This window comes from Pseudoduganella sp. LjRoot289 (assembly GCF_964252925.1).
GTDB lineage: Bacteria > Pseudomonadota > Gammaproteobacteria > Burkholderiales > Burkholderiaceae_D > Rugamonas.
In genome coordinates, this window is the sequence record NZ_CAXUPN020000001.1 from 6215538 (window position 1) to 6238182 (window position 22645).

Consider the following 22645-nt stretch of genomic DNA (forward strand, 5'->3'; position numbering starts at 1 on the left):
CATGGCCAGCTATCCGACCGCCAGGCAGGTGTCGGCGCTGAAGGCCGCGGTCTTCGTGCTGGCGCTGCTGCCCTTCTTCAAGCTGGTGTGGCTCACGGCCAGCGATCAGCTGGTCGAGCCGCTGCAATACATCACGCGCGCCACCGGCGACTGGACCTTGTACTTCCTGTGCATCACCCTGGCGGTGACGCCGCTGCGCCGGCTCACGAAGTGGAACTGGCTGCTCAAGCTGCGCCGCATGGTGGGGCTGTACGCCTTCTTCTACGGTCTGCTGCACTTCACCACCTTCCTGTGGTTCGACCATTTCTTCGACGTGCAGGAAATGCTGAAGGACGTGCTGAAGCGGCCCTTCATCACGGTCGGCTTTATCGCCTTCGTGCTGTTGATACCGCTGGCAGTGACCAGCACCAACGGCATGGTGCGCCGCCTGGGCGGCAAGCGCTGGCAATGGCTGCACCGGCTGGTGTATGTGGTCGCGCCGCTCGGCATCCTGCACTTCTGGTGGATGAAGGCGGCCAAGCACGACTTCTCGCAGCCCATCCTGCTCGGGCTGATCGTGCTGGCGCTGCTGGGTGTGCGGGTCTACTGGGCGCGCAGCAAGGCCGCCGCAAGCGGGCGCGCCGTCAGCTCGGCATAGCTTGGCGGCTTACGCACTGCGTGCTAATCCGCCCTGCAAGACAGCGATAGCCGTTCCGTAGGGCGGGTTGGCGGGGGACGCCGAGTCGGCCAGCCGCCGTAACCCGCCACGGCCCGGAACCTTACTTGATCAGCGATTCCAGCGCGAACAGGTCGGCCGGATTTTCGCGCTGGCGCACCAGGTGCACCTGGGTGCCGTCGACGATCAGTTCGACGGCGCGGCCGCGCGTGTTGTAGTTGGACGCCATCGTCATGCCGTAGGCGCCGGCCGTCTTCATCACCAGCAGCTCGCCTTCCTGCACCGCCAGCGCGCGGTCGCGCGCCAGCCAGTCGCCCGATTCGCAGATCGGTCCGACCACGTCATACAGGGCGCCGCCGCCGGCCTGCAGCACCGGCTGCATGTCCATCCAGGCCTGGTACAGCGCCGGACGCGCCATGTCGTTCATGGCCGCGTCGACGATGCAGAAGTTCTTTTCTTCGCCGTGCTTGATGAACTCGACCTTGGTCAGCAGCACGCCGGTGTTGCCGACGATGGAGCGGCCCGGCTCGAAAATCACCTTGATGGCCTTGCCGCCGTGGCGCTCGGCGCGCCAGGCGTCGATGCGTTTGAACACGCGGCCCAGGTAATCGCCCACCGGCACCGGCGCGCCGTCTTCCTCGTCGCCGTAGTCGATGCCGATGCCGCCGCCCAGGTCGAGGTGGTGCAGATGGATGCCCTCGGCGCCCAGCGCGTCGATCAGCTCGATCAGCTTGTCCAGCGCTTCCAGCAGCGGCGCGTCGTCCAGCAGCTGCGAGCCGATGTGGCAGTCAATGCCGGCCACGTCCAGGTGGGGCAGGCCGGCGGCCGCGCGGTAGGTCGCCAGCGCGTCGGTGTAGGCCACGCCGAACTTGTTGGCCTTCAGGCCGGTGGCGATGTAGGGGTGGGTCTTGGCGTCCACGTTGGGGTTCACGCGCAGCGACACGCGCGCCTTCTTGCCCATGCTGCCCGCCACTTCGTTCAGGCGGTGCAGCTCGGGGATCGATTCCACGTTGAAGCACAATATGTCGTGTTGCAGCGCCAGGCGCATTTCTTCCACGCTCTTGCCCACGCCCGAGAAGATCACCTTCTGCGGATCGCCGCCAGCCGCTAGCACGCGCAGCAGCTCGCCGCCGGACACGATGTCGAAGCCCGCGCCCTGGCGCGCCAGCAGGTCCAGGATGGCCAGGTTGGAGTTCGCCTTCATGGCGTAGCACACCAGCGCATCGCGGCCCTGGCAGGCATCGGCGTATGATGCGTAGTTAGCGAGCAACTGCTGTTTGGAATACACGTACGCTGGCGTGCCGTATTGTTCGGCGATGGCGCTCAGCGACACGCCCTCGGCGTGCAGCACGCCTTCTTGATAGGAAAATTGCGACATAGGGCTTATTTGTGAAGCTTATTGTTGGGATGCGGGGGGAGTCGAAGGCACGGGGGCGGACGGCGGCGCCACGCCGGGTTTGCCTTGGGTATTGGCAGAGGCGGGTTTGGCGGGCTGTTTGGGTAGATACAGCGGGCCAGGCTGGCCGCAGCCGCCCAACAGGGCAGCGGTACAGGCCAACGCGGTGAGTTGCAGCGCTAATGTGGACTTCACGATTAAAATCACGGTTTGACTAGAGAGCTTGGAGTGTAGCATGACCGAAACAGAATTTTTGACCCTGGCCGACGCCACCCTCAACACCATCGAGGCCGCGCTGGACCGTTTGAACGACCAGGACATGGTGGATGTGGAGTGCAAGCGCAGCGGCAACGTGCTGGAAATCGAGTTCATCGACAACGGCTCCAAGGTCATCGTCAACAGCCAGGCGCCGATGCAGGAGCTGTGGGTGGCGGCCCGTTCCGGCGGCTTCCACTACAAGCGCATCGAAGGCCGGTGGATCAATACCCGCGACGGCTCCGAGCTGTTCCAAGCCTTGTCGGACATCACGACCGCCCAGGGCGGCGCCCCGGTCGTCCTCAGCGACGCGTAAGAACAAAGTGGGCCGCGACAGCGGCCCACTTAGTTAAAACAATTCGTTTTTCACGGCATCTTTGGCTTTTTCCTCGGCCGGCGTGGCGCGCGCGGCGCCTTCCAGGCTGCCGACCCCGGTGCCCGGCGGGTTTTCCGCATAGTAATACTCGCCGTCCACCACGACCATGCCTTCGGGCACCACCCGCTCCTCGATCGGAATGTTCTTCAGCGCCTTCTGCATGTAGCCTATCCAGATCGGCAGCGCCAGGCCGCCGCCGGTTTCGCGGTTGCCCAGGTTCTTGGGCTGGTCGTAGCCGATCCAGGCCACCCCCACGAGCTTGGACTGGTAACCGGCGAACCAGGCGTCGATCGAGTCGTTGGTGGTGCCGGTCTTGCCGGCGATGTCGGGCCGCTTCAGCGACAGCGCCTTGGTGGCGGTGCCGAAACGGACCACGTCCTTCATCATGCTGTCCATCAGGAAGGCGTTGCGCTCGTCGATGACGCGGTTGGCGTCCACGCCGGCCCGGTCCGGGTTGGCCTGCGAGAGCACCTTGCCGTTGGCGTCGGTCACTTTCGAGATCAGATAGGGCGCCACCTTGTAGCCGCCGTTGGCGAACACCGCGTAGGCGCCGGCCATCTGCAGCGGCGTCACCGCGCCCGCGCCCAGCGCCAGGGTCAGGTAGGGCGGGTTGCGCTCGGCTTCGAAGCCGAACCGCGTGGTGTATTCCTGGCCGTACTTGGCCCCGATGCGGTGCAGGATGCGGATCGAAATCATGTTCTTGGACTTGGTCAGGCCGCGCCGCATCGACATCGGGCCTTCGTACTTGCCGTCGTAGTTCTTCGGCTCCCAGGCCTGGCCGCCGGTCTGGCCGGCGTCGAAGGAGATCGGCGCGTCGTTGATGATCGTGGCCGGCGACAGGCCGCGCTCGAGCGAAGCCGAGTAGATGAAGGGCTTGAACGAGGAACCCGGCTGGCGCCAGGCCTGGGTCACGTGGTTGAACTTGTTGCGGTTGTAATCGAAGCCGCCGACCATGGCCTTGATGGCGCCGTCCTCGGTGGAGGCGGCCACGAAGGCCGACTCGATTTCCGGCATCTGGGTGATTTCCCAGTCCTTTTCCTCGCGCATGACGCGGATCACGGCGCCGCGCCGGATGCGCTTGTTCGGCACGGCCTTGTCCGACAGCCAGGACTTGCCCATGTCCAGCCCGGCGCCGGTGATGGTCAGCTCCTCGCCGGTGGCGGTCACCGCCGTCACTTTCTGCGGCGTGGCCTGCAGCACCATGGCCGCCACGATGTCGTCGCTGTCCGGGTGGCCGGCCAGTTCGGATTCGATGGCGTCGTCGGCCTCGTCCTTGCTGGCCGGGATGTCGATATAGGCCTCCGGACCCCGGTAGGCGTGGCGCTTTTCGTATTCCATGACGCCGCGGCGCAGCGCCAGGTAGGCCGCGTCCTGGTCGGCCTTGGTGATGGTGGTAAATACGTTCAGGCCGCGCGTGTAGGTGTCCTCCTTGAATTGCTCGTACACCAGCTGGCGCGCCATTTCGGCCACGTATTCGGCGTGCACGCCGAATTCGCTGCTGTCGGTCTTCACTTTCAGCGGCTCGGCCTTGGCGGCCTGGAACTGCGCGTCGCTGATGTAGCCCAGCTGCGCCATGCGGATCAGGATGTATTGCTGACGGGTGCGCGCGCGTTTCGGATTGACCACCGGGTTGTAGGCCGACGGCGCTTTCGGCAGGCCGGCCAGCATGGCCGCCTCGGCCACGCTAATGTCTTTCAGATTCTTGCCGAAATAGATCTGTGCGGCCGATGAAAAGCCGTAGGCACGCTGGCCCAGGTAGATCTGGTTCATATAGACCTCGAGGATCTGGTCCTTGCTGAGGTTTTTCTCGATCTTCCAGGCCAGCAGGATTTCGTACAGCTTGCGTTTGAAGGTCTGCTCGCTGGACAGGAAGAAATTGCGCGCGACCTGCTGGGTGATGGTGGAGGCGCCCTGACGCGCGCCGCCGGTGGCGTTGTGCACCGCCGCGCGCAGGATGCCGGCGTAGTCGATGCCGCCGTGGTCGTAGAAGCGGTCGTCCTCGATCGCCAGCACGGCCTTCTTCATCACGTCGGGGATGTCCTTGATGCGCACCAGGTTGCGGCGCTCCTCGCCGAACTCGCCGATCAGCACATTGTCGGCGGAGAAGATGCGCAGCGGCATCTTGGGGCGGTAGTCGGTCAGCGAGTCCAGCTCGGGCAGGTTGGGGTAGGCCATCGCCAGCCCGAATACCACCAGCAGCACGGCGGTCAGCGCCAGGCCCAGCATGCAGACCAGCGCGGTCAGCAGGAATTTCTTGGAACGGGAAGGGGCGGCGGAACCGGATGGGGCAGAGCGCATGCGTGATCTTTCGATATCGTTATAGTGCGATAGATTATCCGGCCCATTATAAGCGAGCCCAGATGGCTGCGGCGCTTCCGCAGCCCTGCCGGGTTTTTGGAAATATTTACCACTGAGTAACTAAACAACTTAGTTGTTTTTGCAGTCACAGCAGGGGTGAAACCGGTGTGGCCGAAGTGTGGCGAACGCGCACAACCCAGCAATTGTGCACAGTAGAAATACCTTTACACTGGATTCATCTTATTGCTAGGATTTAATGTAGCGCTTCACTTCTGTCTCCTAAACGCTGGTTTTCAAACGAGTTCCCTTATGCATTCAACCACAGGTGTTGCAATATGAACCTGGACCTCGGTACTCTGTTCGGCGGTGGCAATCCACCGCTGGTCGGCGTGGACATCAGCACCTCCAGCGTGCGGCTGGTGGAACTGTCGCAGTCCGGCAAGGAAGGCTGGCGGCTGGAACGCTACGCCGCCGAGCCGCTGCCGCGCGGCGCCGTGGTGGACGGCAATATAGAGAACCTGGAGCAGGTGGTCGACGCCTTGCGCCGGGTGTGGAAGAAAAGCGGCACCCGCGCCAAGCTGGTGGCGCTGGGCATGCCGCCCGCGTCCGTCATCACCAAGAAGATCGTGCTGCCGGCCGGCATGGCCGAGGACCAGCTCGAAGTGCAGGTCGAATCCGAGGCCAGCCAGTACATCCCCTTCGCGCTCGACGAGGTCAGCCTGGACTTCGACGTGATCGGCCCGGCGCCCAATTCGCCGGACGACATTGAAGTGATGCTGGCCGCTTCGCGCCGCGAGAAGGTCGAGGACCGCGTTGCCATCGCCGAGGCCTCCGGCCTGAAGGCGACCGTGATGGACGTCGAGTCTTATGCCGCGCGCGCCGCGCTGGACCGTCTCCTGGTGCAATTGCCGGAAGGCGGCGCCGGCCAGATCGTCGCGCTGTTCCAGATCGGCGCCCAGGTCACGCACATCTCGGTGCTGCTGGACGGCGCCACCATTTACGAACGCGAGCAGCCCTTCGGCGGCAATACGCTGACGCAGGAAATCGTGCGCACCTACGGCATGTCCTTCGACGAGGCCGAGGGTCGCAAGAAGTCGGGCGAGCTGCCGGACGGCTACGCGGCCGACATCCTCACCCCTTTCCTGGAAAGCGCCGCGCTGGAAGTGACGCGCGCCATCCAGTTCTTCTACACCTCCACGCCGTACACCCGGGTCGACCAGCTGTTCCTGGCGGGCGGCTGCGCGCTGATCCCCGGCCTGCTCGACATCGTTGCCAGCCGCAGCAAGATCTCCAGCGCCGTCATCTCGCCGTTCAAGGGCATGCAGCTGGGGCCGGGCGTGCGCGAGCAGGCCCTGCGCGCCGAGGCGCCGGCCTACCTGGTCGCCTGCGGCCTGGCCATGCGGAGGTTCGGCTGATGATCCATATCAATCTGCTGCCGCACCGCGAGGAAAAGCGCAAACAGAAAAAGGCCGCGTTCTACGCCTTGCTGGTGCTGGGCGCGCTGATCGGCGCGGCCGTGGTGCTGGCCGTGGGCGGCTACAACGCGCGCGCCATCGCCATCCAGGAGCAGCGCAACAAGGTCATCAAGACCGCCATCGTCGAACTCGACAAGAAAATCGTCGAGATCGCCACGCTGAAGCAGGAGATCGAATCGCTGAAGGCGCGCCAGCAGGCCGTCGAGGACTTGCAGGGCGACCGCAACCAGCCGGTCTACCTGCTCGACGAGCTGGTCAAGCAGACACCGCCCGGCGTCTACCTGCGCGAATTCAGGCAGGAGGGCCAGAAGGTGACGCTGAAGGGCTATGCGCAATCGCAGGAGCGGGTCTCCGAATTGCTGCGCAACGTGGCCGGGGTGTCGCCGTGGCTGGAGAAGCCGGACCTGATCGAGGTCAAGTCCACCGGCCTGGGCCAGGGCAAGACGGCCAAGAAGGTGGTGGATTTCAACATGATCGTCAGCATCAAGCGGCCACGCGACAAGGACAAGGCCGGCGAAGGCAAGCCTGACGGCAAGCCTGGAAGCAAGCCCGGCGCCGCGGCGCCGGCCCCGGCCCCGGCCAAGCCCTGAGAGCGGAAAACATGGCTATAGACCTGAAACAATTGAGCGAGTCGCTGGCGGACCAGTTCCGCGGACTCGGCGGCCGGCACCCCGGCCAGTGGCCGCTGGCGCCGCGCCTGCTGTGCGCGGTCGGCATGGTGGCCGGCGTCGCCGCGCTGGGCTATTTCGCCTACTGGAGCGGCCAGTTCGAGACCCACGAGGCGCTGGTGGCCGAGGAACAGAAGCTGCGCGGCGAATACACGATGAAGACCCAGCAGGCCGTTAACCTGGACGCGCTGCGGGCGCAGAAGGTGCAGGTCGACCAGTATGTCGACCGTCTGCAGAAGCAGCTGCCGAGCAAGGCCGAGATGGCCGCGCTGCTGTCGGACATCAACCAGGCCGGCCTCGGGCGCGGCCTGCAGTTCGAGCTGTTCAAGCCGGGCCAGGTGGTGGTCAAGGACTATTACGCCGAGCTGCCGATCGACATCAAGGTCACCGGCAACTACCACGACATCGGCGCCTTCGCCAGCGACATGGCCAACCTGCCGCGCATCGTCACGCTCAACAACATGGCCCTGGTGGCCGGCAAGGACGGCGGCCTGACCCTGGACGCGGTGGCCAAGACCTTCCGCTACCTGGACCCCGAGGAAGTGGCGGCCCAGCGCAAGACGGCGGCCGACAAGAAGAAGGCGGCCAAGAAATGAGCCAGCGCACCTTACAGCTTTCACGTTACGCCCTGGCAGGGGCCGCACTGCTGGCGCTGGCCGGCTGCGGCGACAGCGACGTGCAGGAAGTGCGGCAGTGGATGAAGCAGGTCGACAGCTCGGCCGTGGTGGCGGTGACGCCGATCAGCGAGCCCAAGACCTTCATCCCCTTCGTCTACGCCTCGAACGACGAGGTCGATCCGTTCAGCGCCAACAAGCTGCTGGCCGAACTGGCCCGCATGGACCGCAAGCCGGGCGGCGGCCTCAAACCCGACACCGGGCGGCGCAAGGAATTCCTCGAGGGTTTCCCGCTCGACACCGTCAAGATGGTGGGCACGATGGAGAAAAGCAAGGTGATCTATGCCCTGCTGCAGGTGGATAAATCGGTGTACCAGGTGCGTCCCGGCCAGCATGTCGGCCAGAACTTCGGCCTGATCACCAGCGTGACGGAGGATGCCGTGAGCGTCAAGGAAATCGTACAGGACGCGACCGGCGACTGGGTCGAGCGCATATCGAAGTTGGAGCTGCAGGAAAGCAAGGAGAGCAACAAATGAACTTCCACTGGAACTTCCGGCCGCTGCCGGCGCTGCTGCTGTCCGGCGCCGCCGCGCTGATGCCCCTCCTGGTCCACGCGCAGGCCCCAGCTTTGCAGGCCAACGCCATCGAGGCCATCACGTCCAACCAGCAAGGCTCGAACGTGATCGTCAAGATCGCGCTGAAGAATGCGCCCGAGAAATTGCCGATCGGCTTCGCCATCACCAATCCGCCGCGCATCGCGCTCGACTTCGGCGCCACCGTGAACGCCACCGGCAAGACCACCCAGGAAATGAACCAGGGCGAGCTGCGCAGCGTGAACGTGGTGCAGGCCGGCGAGCGCTCGCGCCTGGTGTTCAACCTCAAGCGCAGCCTGAACTACGCCACCGCCATCGACGGCAACAGCGTGATCCTGACCATAGACGGCTCCGGCGGCCTGGCCACGGCGGTGGACGCCTCCGGCCTGCCGGTCAAGCAGGCGGCTGCGGCGCCGCTGGCAGCCGTGGGCAAGCAGCAGTTGCGCGACATGGATTTCCGCCGCGGCGCCAACGGCGAGGGCCGGGTGGTGGTGGATCTGCCGAACAGCCAGGTGGCGGTCGACGTGCGTCCGACCAGCGCAGGCGTGGTGGTCGACTTCCTCAAGACCGGCCTGCCCGAAACGCTGCGCCGCCGCCTCGACGTGGCCGACTTCGGCACCCCGGTGTCGCAGATCACCACCGTGCCGCAGGGCGACAACGTGCGCATGACCATCGAGGCCAAGGGTTTGTGGGAACAGAGCGTCTACCAGAGCGACACCCAGCTGGTGGTGGACGTGCGGCCGATCAAGGAAGACCCGAACAAGCTGACCCAGGGCACCCAGGGCTACCGCGGCGAGAAACTGTCGTTCAACTTCCAGAACGTGGAGGTGCGCGCCGCGCTGCAAGCGATCGCCGACATCTCGGGCCTGAACATCATCACCAGCGACAGCGTGGCCGGCAACCTGACCTTGCGGCTGAAGGAAGTGCCGTGGGACCAGGCGCTGGACGTGGTACTGCAGGCCAAGGGCCTGGATATGCGCAAGAACGGCTCGGTGCTGTGGATCGCCCCCAAGGAGGAGTTGCTGACCAAGGAAAAGCTGGAGCTCGAGCAGCGCGCCCAGATCGCCGACCTGGAGCCGCTGAAGTCGGAAATCTTCCAGCTGAACTACCAGAAGGCCGAGTCGTTCAAGACCGTGTTCGGCCTGGACGGCGCCGACGCGCGCAACCGCGTGCTGTCCAAACGCGGCAGCGCCATCATCGAGCCGCGCACCAACCAGCTGTTCGTCACCGACATCGCCTCCAAGCTGGACGATATCCGCAGGCTGATCCAGAAGACCGATATTGCATCCAAGCAAGTTCTGATCGAGGCGCGCATCGTCGAGGCCAGCGATTCCTTCACGCGCAACCTGGGCGCCAAGCTGGGCTTTGCCGACATGCGCACCATCCGCGGCGGCGACTCGGGCTGGCAGCTGGGCAGCGGCACCAGCACCCGGCTCGGCGTGGGCGGCAACCTGGTCGGCGTCGGCCAGACCACCGGCCAGGTAAACCAGACCAGCGACAGCTTCAACAACACCCAGTTCGTCAACCTGCCGGCCGCGCCCATCAACGGCGCCGCCGCCGGCAGCCTGGCCATCAGCCTGTTCTCGTCGGCCGCCAACCGCTTCCTGAACCTGGAGCTGTCGGCGCTGGAGGCGGACGGCACCGGCAAGATCGTGTCCAGCCCGCGCGTGGTGACGGCCGACAAGGCGGTCGCCATCATCGAGCAGGGCCTGGAGCTGCCCTACCAGGTGGCCACCAGCAGCGGCGCCACCTCCATCGTGTTCCGCAAGGCCAATCTGCGCCTGGAAGTGACGCCGCAGATCACGCCGGACGGCAACGTGGTGATCGACGTCGACGTCAACAAGGACAGCGTCGGCCAGGAAACCCGGGCCGGCTTCGCGATCGACACCAAGCATGTCAAGACCCAGGTGATGGTCGACAACGGCGGCACCGTGGTGCTGGGCGGCATCTACCAGCAGATCGAGCGCAACACCGTGAGCAAGGTGCCGCTGCTGGGCGACGTGCCGGTGCTCGGCTATCTGTTCCGTAGCGACACGCGCACCAACGACAAGACAGAATTGCTGGTATTTATTACGCCCAAGATCGTCGCCGAGCGGCTCTCGGCACGCTAACCGGCCACCAAGGAATCCCCATGTTTACAACGGAAAACTGCGTCATGAAAAAATTCAAGCAATGGCTCGCGCTGTTACTGTGCTCCAGCCTGCTCGCCGCTTGCGGCGGCGGCGGCGGCAATCCCGGCAGCACCGGCAGCGGCACCGGGACCGGCACGGGCACCGGCACCGGCACCACCGCCAAGGTGGCCAGCGTGGTGCTGGTGTCGAGCGCCGACACCATCGCCTCGTCCGGCGCGGACGGCACCGAAGTGACGCTGACCGTGGTGGTCAAGGACGCCAACAACAACGTCATGGCGGACCAGACCGTGGACTTCAAGGCCAGTTCCGGCGCCATCGCCGCCGCCGCCAAGACCTCCGACGCGGCCGGCACCGTGCTCGCCAAGCTTAATACCAAGGGCGACAGTTCCTTGCGCACCATTACCATCACCGCCAGCGCCGGCGGCGTCACCTCGGCCGAGAAGAAGATCCAGGTCGTGGCCGGCACCCCGGTGCAGGTGCCGACGGTCACGCTGGCGCTGCTGAGCAGCACCGGCGCGGCCAGCAATTCGCTCTCCAGCGTGGCGCCGCTGACCGCGCGCGCCACCGTGCGCGACAAGGACGGCAAGCCGGTCGCCAACGCCCTGGTGACCTTCGTCTCGAGCAGCGCGCCGGGCGGCTCGCCGCTGGTGGCATTCTCGCCGTCGGCCGGCACCACCCTGAGCGACGCCAACGGCGTGGCCGACGCCACCATGCGTCCGGCCAGCCTGGTCGCCAGCGGCGCCGGCACGGTCACCGTGTCGACCTCGGTCGACGGCAGCACCGTCTCGGCCTCGGCCAACTACAGCGTCGGCGCCACCTCCATCACGCTGAGCAAGCTGACCCTGACGCCGGCCAGCATCGGCGCCTACGGCTCGTCCGTGATCTCGGTCGACGTCCTGGCCGGCACCGCCAAGTACACCGACCAGCAGATGAACATCGCCTTCAGCTCGGCGTGCGTGACCGCCGGCAAGGCCACCCTGGCGGCCAGCGCGCCGACCAGCAACGGCACCGCGCAAGTGGTGTTCCGCGACCAGGGCTGCGGCAACAACGACGTCATCACCGCCACGCTCAACAGCGGCGCCTCGACCCCGGCCTCGGCCAGCGCCGCGCTGGCCATCGCCAGCCCGGCCGCCGCGTCGATCCAGTTCGTCGGCGCCACACCGGTCGACCGCTCCATCGTCATCAAGGGCCAGGGCGGCATCGGCCGCACCGAGACCGCGACCTTGACCTTCAAGGTGGTCGACATCTTCGGCAAGGCGCTGGCGGCGCAGCTGGTCAACTTCAGCACCACCTCGCCGGACGTCACCATCAACAAGACCAGCGACAGCACCGACGCCAACGGCGAGGTGATTACCACCGTCAACTCCGGCACCAAGCCGACCTCCTTCCGCGTGCAGGCGACGCTGGCCTCGAACCCGCTGGTGTCGACTTCGTCGGACTCCATCGTCGTCACCACCGGCCTGCCCGTGCAGCAAGCGTTCTCGCTGAGCGTGGGCAGCCCCAACGTGGAAGGCTGGACCTTCGACAGCGGCCCGACCGTGCCCGCCACCAACGTCAGCATCCTGGTGGCCGACCAGGCCGGCAACCCGGTGCCGGACGGCCTGCCGGTGGTGTTCCAGACCAACCTGGCCTCGGTCGGTTCGTCCAGCAAGGGCGCTTGCAACACCGTCAACGGCGGCTGCTCGGTCGACTTCCGCACCCAGTCCCCGCGCACCGCGACCGCCAACCTGCCTAAAACGCCGTGCAACTCGCCGACCGTGCATACCGACGGCACCAGCACCTCGGTGGGCGTGAGCAACGACAGCACCCGCATCGGCCTGGCCACCGTGTGCGCCAGCACCACCGACGGTTTCAATACCCTGTTCTCGAAGATCGGCATCTTCCTGAGCGGCAGCTTCGCCGAGAACGTCTGGTTCTCCGACACGGTCAGCCCGGTGCCGGTGCGCCTGACGGGCGGGGAGTACGACCTGGGCACCGTCGGCGCGAACGATTCGCGCGTGTTCGCGCTGCAGCTCAACGACATCAACAACAACCCGATGCCGGCCGGCACCCGGGTCGACATCACCAACGCCACCAACGCGGCCGCCACCGGCGTCTCGCCGGCCACGGTGCAGAACGTCTTCGCCCACACCGCCGGCGGCGACGCCACCAGCGGCACCGGCATCGACAACAACAGCGTGCGCCAGGGTTCGACCCACGTGGTGACGATCGGCAGCGTCCAGCCCAAGCCGTGCCTGACCGCGTTGAATGCAACTTTCAACGTCACGATCACCACGCCGCGCAACAACGTAACCAGTTATCCGTTTAAACTGCGGTTTAGCTGCCCGTAAGGAGGCGGCTGCGGACGCCGGCGGCACTGCCGGCGTCCGCCCATACTGAAAATTGGACCATAGTGGCTGATACTAACGGCAGTAATATATTCCTGGTTGGACTGATGGGGGCGGGAAAGACCACCATAGGCCGCATCCTCGCCCGCAAGCTGGGCCTGAAATTCATCGATTCCGACCACGAAATTGAAGCGCGCACCGGCGCCTCCATCCCGTGGATCTTCGAAATCGAAGGCGAGCCGAGCTTCCGGCGGCGCGAGGCCGAGGTGATCCGCGACCTGACCGCGCTGCGCGGCGTGGTGCTGGCCACCGGCGGCGGCGCCATCCTCAACCCCGACAGCCGCGAACTGCTCAAGGCGCGCGGCACCGTGATCTACCTGCGGGCCAGCGTCAACAGCATCCTGGCGCGCACCGCGCACGACAAGAACCGCCCCCTGCTGCAGACGGCCGATCCGCGCAAAAAGCTCGAGGAGCTGATGGCGCAGCGCGAGCCGCTATACGAGGAATTGGCCCACATCGTTATCGATACCGGCCGACCTAACGTACAATCGATGGTTCACACAATTCTGAACCAGCTGGACGCGCTGGCTTGCCAGGCCGCGCCCAACTGTGTCACACAGGCACAACCATCGATGACTGAACAAACCACCATACTCCTGAACGTCGACCTGGGCGAGCGCAGCTACCCCATTTCCATCGGACCGTCGCTGCTGGCCGACGGCGCGCTGCTGGCGCGCCACGTAGCCGGCAACAAGGTCGCCATCGTCACCAACACCACCGTGGCCCCGCTCTACCTGGAGGGCGTCAGCGGCGCGCTCAAGGCGCACGGCAAGGAAGTGATCGAGATCATCCTGCCGGACGGCGAGGAGCACAAGACCTGGGCCAGCCTGATGCAGGTGTTCGACACCCTGCTGGCGGCCAAGGCCGACCGCAAGACCACCCTGCTGGCGCTGGGCGGCGGCGTGATCGGCGACCTGACCGGCTACGCGGCGGCCAGCTATATGCGCGGCGTGGACTTCATCCAGGTGCCGACCACCTTGCTCAGCCAGGTCGATTCCTCGGTCGGCGGCAAGACCGGCATCAACCATCCGATGGGCAAGAACATGATAGGCGCGTTCTACCAGCCGCGCGTGGTCATCGCCGACACCTCGACCCTGGAAACGCTGCCGGACCGCGAACTGTCGGCCGGCCTGGCCGAGGTGATCAAGCACGGCGCCATCATCGACGCCCAGTTCTTCGACTGGATCGAGGCCAACATCGGCCTGCTGGTGGCGCGCGACAAGGGTGCGCTGGCCTACGCCATCGCCCGTTCCTGCGAGATCAAGGCCGACGTGGTGCGCCAGGACGAGCGCGAGGGCGGCTTGCGCGCCATCCTCAATTTCGGCCACACCTTCGGCCACGCCATCGAAAACGGCCTCGGCTACGGCGTCTGGCTGCATGGCGAAGCCGTCGGCTGCGGCATGGTGATGGCGGCCGACCTGTCCCACCGCATGGGCCTGGTCGACGCGGCGACCGTCGAGCGCGTGCGCAAGCTGGTGGACGCGGCCGGCCTGCCGACCGTGGCGCCGGACCTGGGCACGGCGCGCTGGCTCGAGCTGATGGAGGTCGACAAGAAGAACGAGGGCGGCGCCATCAAGTTCATCCTGCTCCATCCGCTGGGCAGCCCGAGCATCAGCAACGCGCCGCAGGAATTGCTGCTGGCCACGCTGGCCGCCTGCGTGCAGCAGTAAGGGGGCGGCAGCGATGCGCGGCGAAGCCCACCTGGCCCCGTACGCCGTGCATTCGGACCAGGGCGTGGGCCGCCGCCATCCCGAAACCCCGCACGCTTCGCGCAGCCAGTACCAGCGCGACCGCGACCGCATCATCCATTCCACCGCTTTCCGGCGCCTGGAGTACAAGACCCAGGTCTTCCTCAACCATGAGGGCGACCTGTTCCGCACCCGTTTGACGCACAGCCTGGAAGTGGCGCAGGTGGGCCGCTCGCTGGCGCGCAACCTGCGCCTGAACGAGGACCTGGTGGAGGCGGTCGCGCTGGCGCACGACCTGGGCCACACGCCCTTCGGCCACGTCGGCCAGGACGTGCTGAACGAATGCATGGCCGGGCACGGCGGCTTCGAGCACAACCTGCAGAGCCTGCGCGTGGTCGACGAGCTGGAGCAGCAGTACGGCGCCTTCGACGGCCTGAACCTGATGTTCGAAACCCGCGAAGGCATCCTCAAGCACTGCTCGCTGGCCAACGCCAGGCTGCTGGGGCCGGTGGCCCAGCGCTTCCTCGACCGCACCCAGCCCTCGCTGGAGGCGCAGCTGACCAATCTGGCCGACGAGATCGCCTATAACAGCCACGACATCGACGACGGCCTGCGTTCGGGGTTGATCACGATAGGGCAGCTCGAGCAGGTGGAGTTTTTCGCGCGCCTGTGGCACGACGTGCAGCGCGCCCATCCGGGCCTGAGCGGGCGCCGCGCCATCTACGAAACGCTGCGCCGCCTGATCACCGCGCTGGCCGACGACCTGATCGCCACCTCCGGCCAGCTGCTGCTGGAGGCCGCGCCCAAGAATCTGGACGAGGTGCGGCACGCGCCGCCCCTGATCCGTTTCTCGGACCGGATGCGCAAGGACGCGACCGAGCTCAAGCGCTTCCTGCGGGCCAATCTGTACCGGCACTACAAGGTCAACCGCATGCGGGTGAAGGCGAGCCGCATCTTGCGCGAGCTGTTCGACGCCTTCATGGCCGACCCGGTGCTGCTGCCGCCCGACTACGTCGTGGCGGGCGGCGACGCCACCGTGCAGGCGCGCAAAATCGCCGACTACATCGCCGGCATGACCGACCGCTACGCCATCCGCGAACACCGCCGCCTTTTTTCGCTCGACGAACTGTAGGGAACCTCGAATAACCGCTAAATTGTCATTCCCGCGCAGGCGGGAGTCCATGCTACTCCTCTGAGCATGCGAAGTATGGGTTCCCCTTGCTGCCGCAAGTCGTTCCGCAGGCGTGGGGCGTACCCCACGAATTCCCTGCTACACCCTGCGCGGCGGTCCGCCGATGCGGAACGACAGGTATTTCGAGGTGCCCTGCAGGGTTACTGGTCTGCCTCAAGTCTTCCTCGCGCTCCGCTTGATGCTCCCCCTTGCGTGGCGCATCATGACGTAGTGAGAGGTGCGCCATGGACGAGACCAGCAGGCTGTTTGATTCAATCGATGGGCGCCTGCGTGCGCTGGAAATCGATGTTGCCGCTATTGAAGTGGTTCATGGCGACGGCCTTGTCCATCACGGCGCTAACTTTCACTATTGCCAAGTTCACCAGTTAGAACATGCGTCCCTGCGCGGCGGCGCTGTCGCCCAGCAGTTCAAGCAGCAGCTTCTTGACGGGGGCGGGCAGGGCGGCGTCTGCCACGCGGGCCGCGTCCAGCCAGACGTGGCGTCCGCCGCCGGCGAAAGGCGCGCGGCGCGCCAGCGTTACCAGCAACGGCGCGATGTGCAGCTTGTAGTGCGTAAACACATGCGTCACCGTCATCAGCCGCTCGTGCATTTCCATTTCCCCGAATAAGTTGACAGCCGCGAGCAGCGCCGCCGCGTCCGGCGGCGGCACGTCGCCGTCTTCGGCCAAGGTGTGGCCGTCCAGCTCCGGCAGCGACAGCAGGCCGCCCCAGATGCCGCTGGCAGGGCGTTGCTCCAGCAGCACCTGGCCGTGGTCTATGATCACCAGCATGGTCGCGTGCTTCTCCGGCGACGCCTTTTTCGGCTTGCGCACCGGCAGCTCCTTGACCCGGTCCGTGGCGTAGGCCACGCAGCGCGGCTGCATAGGACAGCGGCCGCAGTCCGGGCTGCTGCGCGTGCACAGGGTGGCGCCCATGTCCATCAAGCCTTGCGTATAAGACTCGATACCCTGCTCGGGCAACAGCGCCTCGGCGCGCAGCCACATCGCCTGCTCCACCTTCTTTTCGCCGGGAAAGGCGTCTATGCCGAACACGCGCGCGAACACGCGCTTGACGTTGCCGTCCATGATGGCGGCGCGGGTGCCGCTGGAGAAGGCGGCGATCGCCGCCGCCGTCGAGCGGCCTATGCCGGGCAATTCGGCCAGCAGCGCCGGATCGGACGGGAACACGCCATCATAGTCGGCCACCACGCGCTGCGCGCACTTGTGCAGATTGCGCGCGCGGGTGTAGTAGCCCAGGCCGGCCCACTGCGCCATCACGTCTTCCACCGGCGCCTCGGCCAGCGAGCGCAGGGTGGGGAAGCGCTCCAGGAAGCGCGCGTAATAGCCCAGCACGGCCGACACCTGGGTCTGCTGCAGCATGATTTCGGACAGCCACACCAGGTAGGCGTCGCGCGTGTTTTGCCACGGCAGCGCGTGGCGGCCGTGCGCCTTCTGCCAGGCGATCAGTTCGGACGAAAAAGTGGGGTCGGTATAGTCCGCCGCGCCTTCGGGCGCCAGCGGATGGGTCAAACGTTTCATTCTGTTCCTTGCGATGGCATGTCATTCTCGCGAACGCGGGAATCCATACCCGGTATGGACCGCATCGGCGGACCGTCAGTGGTGTTATGCGGCGGCTTCCAAAGCCACGAACTCCGCGTTGATGGCGATGCTGATGTTGCCGGCCAGTTCGGTGAGCCGCGCCTTCTGTTGTTCGAGTTCGGCCTGGCTGTGCTCGAAGGCCTCGATTTTCTGCTCCAGGCTGTCGGTCGCGTCGTGGATGCGCTGGATCGACGCCAGCCTGTGCTTGAGCTGGTCCTTGTGCTGCCGGATCTGCGCCTCCAGCGGCGCCATGATCACCTTGAGCCACGCTTCCGCGTCCGCGTTGGCGGCCTTGAAGCAGCGCTTCACGGACGAGGCGATCGAATCGAAGAAGCGCTCGATCAGCACCACGCGGCTGGTGGTGAGCAAGGTCACGGCGCCGAACTGGGCCAGGTAGACTTCCTCGATGTCGGCGATCTCGTCGCGGTAGCGGTCCAGCGAAAACGGCATCGGCGGCGCCAGGGTCAGCCCGTGCTCGGCCGAGAATTTGCGGTACATCCCTTCCATCATGTCGCGGATTTCGGCGGTCTTTTGCTCGGACACCAGCAAGTCCTGCTTGATGCGCTCGAAGAACACCTTGACCGCCTCCCGCATGCCGCTCGAGAAGCGGCTGCTGCCCATGGCCTCGCGCACCTCGTGCACGTGGTCGCGCAGGATGTCCATGCCCAGGCTGGTGTACAGCTCGGTGGACAGCCGGGTGAACACCGAGCGCGTCGCCTGCAGCTTGAACAGGCTGCTGTCGAATTCCTTCTTCTCGATATCGATGCGGCGCATCATGTGCGCCACCACGTTCTGGTTCTTGCCGCGCAGGCTTTTCAGTTCGTGCAACTGCTCGACGATGCCGCGCATGCGCGCACCCAGCATGGCCTGCTGCGCGCCGCTCAGGGCGCCCAGGTCGTGCGCCAGCTGCTTGCGCACGATGTCCTTCTTGGCCGGGATCAGCTCGTTGAACAGCGCCTGCTCCAGCAGGCCGAGGCGGCTCTTTGCCAGCAGTGCGGCATCGTTGTTGATCTTGCCCACCAGCGCTTTCTGCGCCGACACCGGGAACACCTGGCGCGGCGCGAGCGCCAGCATGTGCGCGGCATGCTCCTGCTGGCGCGCGATCTCGGCGTCGACCTCGGCGTCGCTGCGCAGCTCGTCCCACATGCTGTCGATCTTGTTGAGCACGACCAGGCGGCCCGCGCCGGCGCCGATGTGCTTGCGCCAGACCTCGATGTCGCTCTTGGTCACGCCGGTGTCGGCCGCCAGGATGAACAGCACCGCGTGCGCGTGCGGGATCAGGTTCAAGGTCAGCTCGGGCTCGGTGCCGATGGCGTTCAAGCCCGGCGTGTCCAGGATCACCAGGCCCTGCTTGAGCAGCGGGTGCGGGAAGTTGATGATGGCGTGGCGCCACAGCGAAATCTCGACCATGCCCTGTTCGTCCAGCGTGACCGGCATGTCCGGATCGTTCTCGTCGTACAGGCCGTAGCGCTTGGCTTCCTCGACGCTGACATGGCGCGTCAGGCTGACCTGCTTGAACATGTCGTGCATGGAATCGGCCGCGTCCAGGTTCAGCGGCAGCATGGTCCAGGCGGCCGCGTTGTCGCGGTAGTCGCTGGTGGACAGGTTCTCGGCCCGCGTTTCGATCGGCAGCAGGCGGATGCAGGCCGGCCAGGCGGGATCGTACATCAGCTCGGTGGGGCACATGGTGGTGCGGCCGGCTGCGGACGGCAGGATGCGCTGGCCGTAGTCGGCGAAGAAAATGGCGTTGATCAGCTCGGACTTGCCGCGCGAGAATTCGGCCACGAAAGCGACCGACAGTTTGTCGTCGGCCAGCCGCGCCAGGGTGCGCGCCAGGCGCTGCTCGGTGGCCGCGTCGCCCAGCTCGGCGCCGTGCAGCCAGCCCTGGTACTGCTGCAGCGCCACCACCACGCCCTGGCGCCACGCGCTGTACTGCTCAAGATCCCTGACCATGCTGCCCTCTTATTTTTGGCACTGCACACAATAGAAGGTCGAACGCTGCCCCTGCTTGATCTGGCGCACCGGCGTCCCGCATACCCGGCAGGGTATGCCGGTACGATCATAGACGAAATAGCTCTGCTGGAAATAACCGGACTGTCCATTGACGCTGATAAAGTCGCGCAAGGTGCTGCCGCCCTGGACGATGGCTTCGGCCAGCACGTCGCGGATGGCCTGCGCCAGCTTCCGGTAGCGCGCCAGGCCGATGCGGCGGGCCGGCGTCTTCGGATTGATGCCGGCGCGGAACAGGCTCTCCGAGCAGTAGATATTGCCCACGCCGACCACGATGTCGCCGGCCATCAGCACCTGCTTGATGGCCGCGCCGCGCGTGCGCGTCATGCGGTGCAGCAGTTCGCCGTTGAAACCGGCCTCCAGCGGCTCCACGCCCAGCCCGCGCAGCAGCAGGTGCTGCTCCAGGTCGCCGTCCGCGCTGGCATGCCACAGCACGGCGCCGAACCGGCGCGGATCGGTCATGCGCAGCACCTGCGGGGCCGCGTCGCCATCGACCACCAGGTCGAAATGGTCGTGTTTCTGCGGCGGGATGTCCGGCGGCAGCACGCGCAGGTGGCCCGACATGCCGAGGTGGATGATCAGGGTGCCGTTGTCGAAGCGCAGCAGCAGATACTTGCCGCGCCGTCCGGTCGAGGCCACCTTGCGGCCGGCCAGCGCCTGCGCCAGGCCGGCCGGGAAGGGCCAGCGCAGGCCGCTGCGGCGCAGCACCACGTCGCGCACGGTGCGGCCTTCGATATGGGGCGCCACCCCGCGCCGGGTGACTTCGACTTCTGGCAATTCTGGCATGGCTTGCTTAAAAAGAAATTCGTTACACCTGCAAATGGTCGCTTGCGGTGGGTTGGCGTAAAATCAGGGTTAGTTTCCGACCAGCCAGGACTATCCTTTGAAAAACGCATTCGTCATTGTAACCCTCTCGGCCGTGCTCTCCGCCTGTGCTGTTGCGCCACAAAAACAGTCTATCGCCGACCCGGCGGCGGCCGGCGCCGTCCCGGGCACGGAAACGCGCGAGGCCGGCGACACGCCGGCAGTGCAGGCGGTGGCTGCCGCCGCCGCGGCGCAGGCCATCGAAGCGCTGCCCAGCGTCGAGCTGACCAGCGACCTGTTCTACAAACTGACGAAGGCCGAGCTCGATTTCAAGCGCGGCCAGTGGCAAAGCGCCTACGTCACCATGATGGTGCTGGCCCAGCAGACGCGCGACCCGCGCCTGGCCCAGCGTTCGGCTGAAATGGCGCTGGCCGCCAAGCAGGGCGGCGAGGCGATGGCGGCGATCCGCCTGTGGCGCGAACTGGCGCCGGAATCGGACGAGGCGGCGCAGTACTTCCTCGGCTTCTCGGTGCTGGGCGACGACCTGAGCGAGGCCGAGCAGGTGTTCTCGCAGCGCCTGAAAACCAGCCCCGCCAGCGCGCGCGGCCTGGCCATGTTCCAGATGCAGCAATTCCTGCTGCGCGCCAAGGACAAGGCGGCCGCCTTCGCGCTGATGGAGCGCGTGCTGGCGCCGTACGGCCAGACGCTGGAAGCCCACCTGGTGCTGGCCCAGGGCGCGTTTGCCAACAACGACGGCGAGCGCGCCGCCAAGGAAGCCCGCCAGGCCATGCGCATCAAGCCCGACTCGGAGCTGGCCCTGCTGACCATGGCGCAGGTGACGCCGGACGCGGAGGCGGTGACCAAGCTGGTGACGGCCTTCCTGGCCAAGTACCCGAACTCGCGCGAAGTGCGTTCCGCCTACGCCCGCATGCTGGTCGAGCAGAAGAAGTACGGCCTGGCGCGCGATGAGTTCGAATTCCTGCTGAAAAGCCAGCCCGACCACGCCGCCACCCTGTACGCGCTGGGCATCATGTCCATGCAAAGCAACGACACCGGCGCCGCCGAAGGCTATTTCAAGCGTTTCGTGACCGCGCTGGACAAGGAAGGCGGCGAGGACCGCGACCCGACCAAGGCGCTGCTGATCCTGTCCCAGATCGCCGAGGAGCGCGGCGACTACGCCGGGGCCCGGGAGTGGCTGGAGAAGATCGAAGGCGGCGAGCCGCGCCTGCTGCTGACGGTGCGCTTGAAGCGTGCCCAGCTTGCCGCGCGCATGGGCGACCTGGACGGCGCCCGCAAGCAACTGGCCGACATCAAGAGCGAAGACCCGGCCGAGCTGGCGCAGGTGGCGCAGACCGAGGCCCAGCTGCTGCGCGACGCCGGCCGCGCCGACGAGGCCTACCAGGTGCTGCAGGACGGCGTGCTGCGCTACCCGAACAGCCCGGACCTCTTGTACGACTTCGCGCTGGCGGCAGAGAAGATGGGCAAGACCGAGCTGATGGAAACCAGTTTGCGCAAGGTGATCGAGATCGCGCCGGACAACCATCACGCCTACAATGCGCTGGGCTATTCGCTGGCCGACCGCAACCAGCGGCTGGAGGAGGCGTATACCCTGGTCGAGAAGGCCATGCAGATGGCGCCGAACGACCCCTTCATCATGGACAGCATGGGCTGGGTGCAGTTCCGCCTGGGCCGCATGAAGGAAGCCGAAACGCTGCTGCGCCAGGCTTACACGCTGCGCAACGACCCGGAGATCGCGGTGCACCTCGGTGAAGTGCTGTGGGCCCAGGGCGACCAGGGCGGCGCGCAGAAGCTGTGGCGCGAGGCCCGCGCCAAGGATCCGCAGAACGACGCGCTGAAAAGCACGCTGGCCCGTTTGAATACGAGCCTCTGATGCGGATGCCTACAGTTCGCCTGGCGGCGCTGGCGCTCGTGTTCCTTGCCGTGCTGTCCGGCTGCACCACCATCGGCGCGCCGTCCGTCCCGGCCTCCACCGCCACCGTCGCCCCCTACCGCGACACGCTGGAACTGTCCGGCAAACTGTCCGTCACGTATGCCAAGGACGGCAAGCCGGAAGCGAGCCATGTGCGCTTCAACTGGGAGCAAACCCCGGAGCGCGTCGACATCGCGATCACCGCGCCGCCGCTGAACCAGACCGTGGCCACCATCAGCGTCACGCCCCAGGAGGCCACGCTGACCGAGAGCGGCAAGCCGCCGCGCCGCGCCGCCGACATCGATGCCCTGAGCGCGCAAACGCTGGGCTGGCCCTTGCCGGTGTCCGGCCTGCGCGCGTGGCTGCAGGGCTACGCCACCGCGGCCGGCGGCAAGCGCTTCATCGCCAGCCCGGCCGCCAACAGCGTCACCACCGCCGACGGCTGGCGCGTCAGCTACGTCTCGTGGCAGGATGGCGTCCCGGGAACGCCGCCCAAGCCGAAGCGCATCGACGCCGAGCGCGGCGCCACCGGCCAGCTGGACGACGTCAGCATCCGCATAGTCATAGACGCACCGCAGCCCGAGTAGTGAACGAA

At 66.2% G+C, this 22645-nt stretch carries 18 protein-coding genes; 12 read left to right on the forward strand and 6 right to left on the reverse strand.

Annotated elements, in window-relative coordinates; all coding sequences use genetic code 11:
* Window position 1: 1 nt before the first annotated feature.
* Window positions 2-637 (forward strand): sulfite oxidase heme-binding subunit YedZ, encoded by a 636-nt coding sequence (locus ACSQ8Y_RS26775; protein ID WP_436269420.1) that lies wholly within the window; start codon window positions 2-4, stop codon window positions 635-637.
* 121 nt (window positions 638-758) lie between these two features.
* Here the strand turns inward: ACSQ8Y_RS26775 and lysA are convergent, their stop codons facing one another.
* Window positions 759-2033: a diaminopimelate decarboxylase gene (lysA, locus tag ACSQ8Y_RS26780; protein ID WP_436269421.1), complete on the reverse strand. Its 1275-nt coding sequence runs from the start codon at window positions 2031-2033 to the stop codon at window positions 759-761.
* Between the two features lie 18 nt (window positions 2034-2051).
* Window positions 2052-2372, reverse strand: a complete 321-nt coding sequence (gene lptM / locus ACSQ8Y_RS26785) for an LPS translocon maturation chaperone LptM (protein WP_436269422.1) — start codon at window positions 2370-2372, stop codon at window positions 2052-2054.
* Here lptM and cyaY point away from each other — a divergent pair.
* The gene (cyaY, locus tag ACSQ8Y_RS26790; RefSeq protein WP_436269423.1) at window positions 2287-2622 is read left to right on the forward strand and encodes an iron donor protein CyaY; all 336 of its coding nucleotides are present in this window, start codon (window positions 2287-2289) and stop codon (window positions 2620-2622) included. The two genes, lptM and cyaY, sit on opposite strands and share 86 nt — an antisense overlap.
* A gap of 33 nt (window positions 2623-2655) precedes the next feature.
* On the opposite strand, the gene ACSQ8Y_RS26795 is transcribed toward cyaY, so the two are convergent.
* A complete protein-coding gene (locus ACSQ8Y_RS26795) occupies window positions 2656-4980 on the reverse strand; it encodes a penicillin-binding protein 1A (protein WP_436269424.1) in 2325 nt (774 codons plus the stop codon).
* A gap of 335 nt (window positions 4981-5315) precedes the next feature.
* On the opposite strand from ACSQ8Y_RS26795, the gene ACSQ8Y_RS26800 reads away from it, so the two are divergent.
* The 8 genes from ACSQ8Y_RS26800 to ACSQ8Y_RS26835 all read left to right on the forward strand — a co-directional run bounded on the left by ACSQ8Y_RS26800 (window position 5316) and on the right by ACSQ8Y_RS26835 (window position 15669).
* Complete coding sequence (locus tag ACSQ8Y_RS26800) at window positions 5316-6395, forward strand: pilus assembly protein PilM (RefSeq protein ID WP_436269425.1); 1080 nt, start codon at window positions 5316-5318, stop codon at window positions 6393-6395.
* Complete coding sequence (locus ACSQ8Y_RS26805; protein WP_436269426.1) at window positions 6395-7045, forward strand: PilN domain-containing protein; 651 nt, start codon at window positions 6395-6397, stop codon at window positions 7043-7045. Before ACSQ8Y_RS26800 ends, ACSQ8Y_RS26805 begins: the two co-directional genes overlap by 1 nt.
* 11 nt (window positions 7046-7056) lie before the next feature.
* Window positions 7057-7719, forward strand: coding sequence for a type 4a pilus biogenesis protein PilO (locus tag ACSQ8Y_RS26810; RefSeq protein WP_436269427.1), 663 nt, complete (start codon window positions 7057-7059; stop codon window positions 7717-7719).
* The gene (locus tag ACSQ8Y_RS26815; protein WP_436269428.1) at window positions 7716-8273 is read left to right on the forward strand and encodes a pilus assembly protein PilP; all 558 of its coding nucleotides are present in this window, start codon (window positions 7716-7718) and stop codon (window positions 8271-8273) included. Before ACSQ8Y_RS26810 ends, ACSQ8Y_RS26815 begins: the two co-directional genes overlap by 4 nt.
* 59 nt (window positions 8274-8332) lie before the next feature.
* Window positions 8333-10441 carry a type IV pilus secretin PilQ gene (gene pilQ, locus ACSQ8Y_RS26820; protein ID WP_436269916.1) on the forward strand — a complete coding sequence of 703 codons (2109 nt, stop codon included), beginning with the start codon at window positions 8333-8335 and terminating at the stop codon, window positions 10439-10441.
* 44 nt (window positions 10442-10485) lie between these two features.
* Window positions 10486-12792 carry a hypothetical protein gene (locus ACSQ8Y_RS26825; protein ID WP_436269429.1) on the forward strand — a complete coding sequence of 769 codons (2307 nt, stop codon included), beginning with the start codon at window positions 10486-10488 and terminating at the stop codon, window positions 12790-12792.
* Between the two features lie 104 nt (window positions 12793-12896).
* Window positions 12897-14519 carry a bifunctional shikimate kinase/3-dehydroquinate synthase AroKB gene (gene aroKB, locus ACSQ8Y_RS26830; protein ID WP_436269917.1) on the forward strand — a complete coding sequence of 541 codons (1623 nt, stop codon included), beginning with the start codon at window positions 12897-12899 and terminating at the stop codon, window positions 14517-14519.
* A 13-nt stretch (window positions 14520-14532) separates the two neighbouring features.
* Window positions 14533-15669: a deoxyguanosinetriphosphate triphosphohydrolase gene (locus tag ACSQ8Y_RS26835; protein WP_436269430.1), complete on the forward strand. Its 1137-nt coding sequence runs from the start codon at window positions 14533-14535 to the stop codon at window positions 15667-15669.
* A gap of 425 nt (window positions 15670-16094) precedes the next feature.
* Here the strand turns inward: ACSQ8Y_RS26835 and mutY are convergent, their stop codons facing one another.
* From mutY to mutM, 3 genes are all read right to left on the reverse strand, one after another.
* Entirely contained in the window at window positions 16095-17246 is a 1152-nt protein-coding gene (gene mutY / locus ACSQ8Y_RS26840; protein WP_436269431.1) for an A/G-specific adenine glycosylase, read from the reverse strand.
* 84 nt (window positions 17247-17330) lie between these two features.
* Window positions 17331-19259, reverse strand: coding sequence for a dynamin family protein (locus ACSQ8Y_RS26845; protein ID WP_436269432.1), 1929 nt, complete (start codon window positions 19257-19259; stop codon window positions 17331-17333).
* Window positions 19260-19268: 9 nt separating this feature from the next.
* Window positions 19269-20102: a bifunctional DNA-formamidopyrimidine glycosylase/DNA-(apurinic or apyrimidinic site) lyase gene (mutM, locus tag ACSQ8Y_RS26850; RefSeq protein ID WP_436269433.1), complete on the reverse strand. Its 834-nt coding sequence runs from the start codon at window positions 20100-20102 to the stop codon at window positions 19269-19271.
* A 97-nt stretch (window positions 20103-20199) separates the two neighbouring features.
* Here mutM and ACSQ8Y_RS26855 point away from each other — a divergent pair, with 97 nt between their 5' ends.
* Both ACSQ8Y_RS26855 and ACSQ8Y_RS26860 read left to right on the forward strand, forming a co-directional pair.
* Complete coding sequence (locus tag ACSQ8Y_RS26855; RefSeq protein ID WP_436269434.1) at window positions 20200-22011, forward strand: tetratricopeptide repeat protein; 1812 nt, start codon at window positions 20200-20202, stop codon at window positions 22009-22011.
* Window positions 22011-22637, forward strand: coding sequence for an outer membrane lipoprotein LolB (locus ACSQ8Y_RS26860; protein WP_436269435.1), 627 nt, complete (start codon window positions 22011-22013; stop codon window positions 22635-22637). Before ACSQ8Y_RS26855 ends, ACSQ8Y_RS26860 begins: the two co-directional genes overlap by 1 nt.
* Window positions 22638-22645 lie beyond the last annotated feature (8 nt).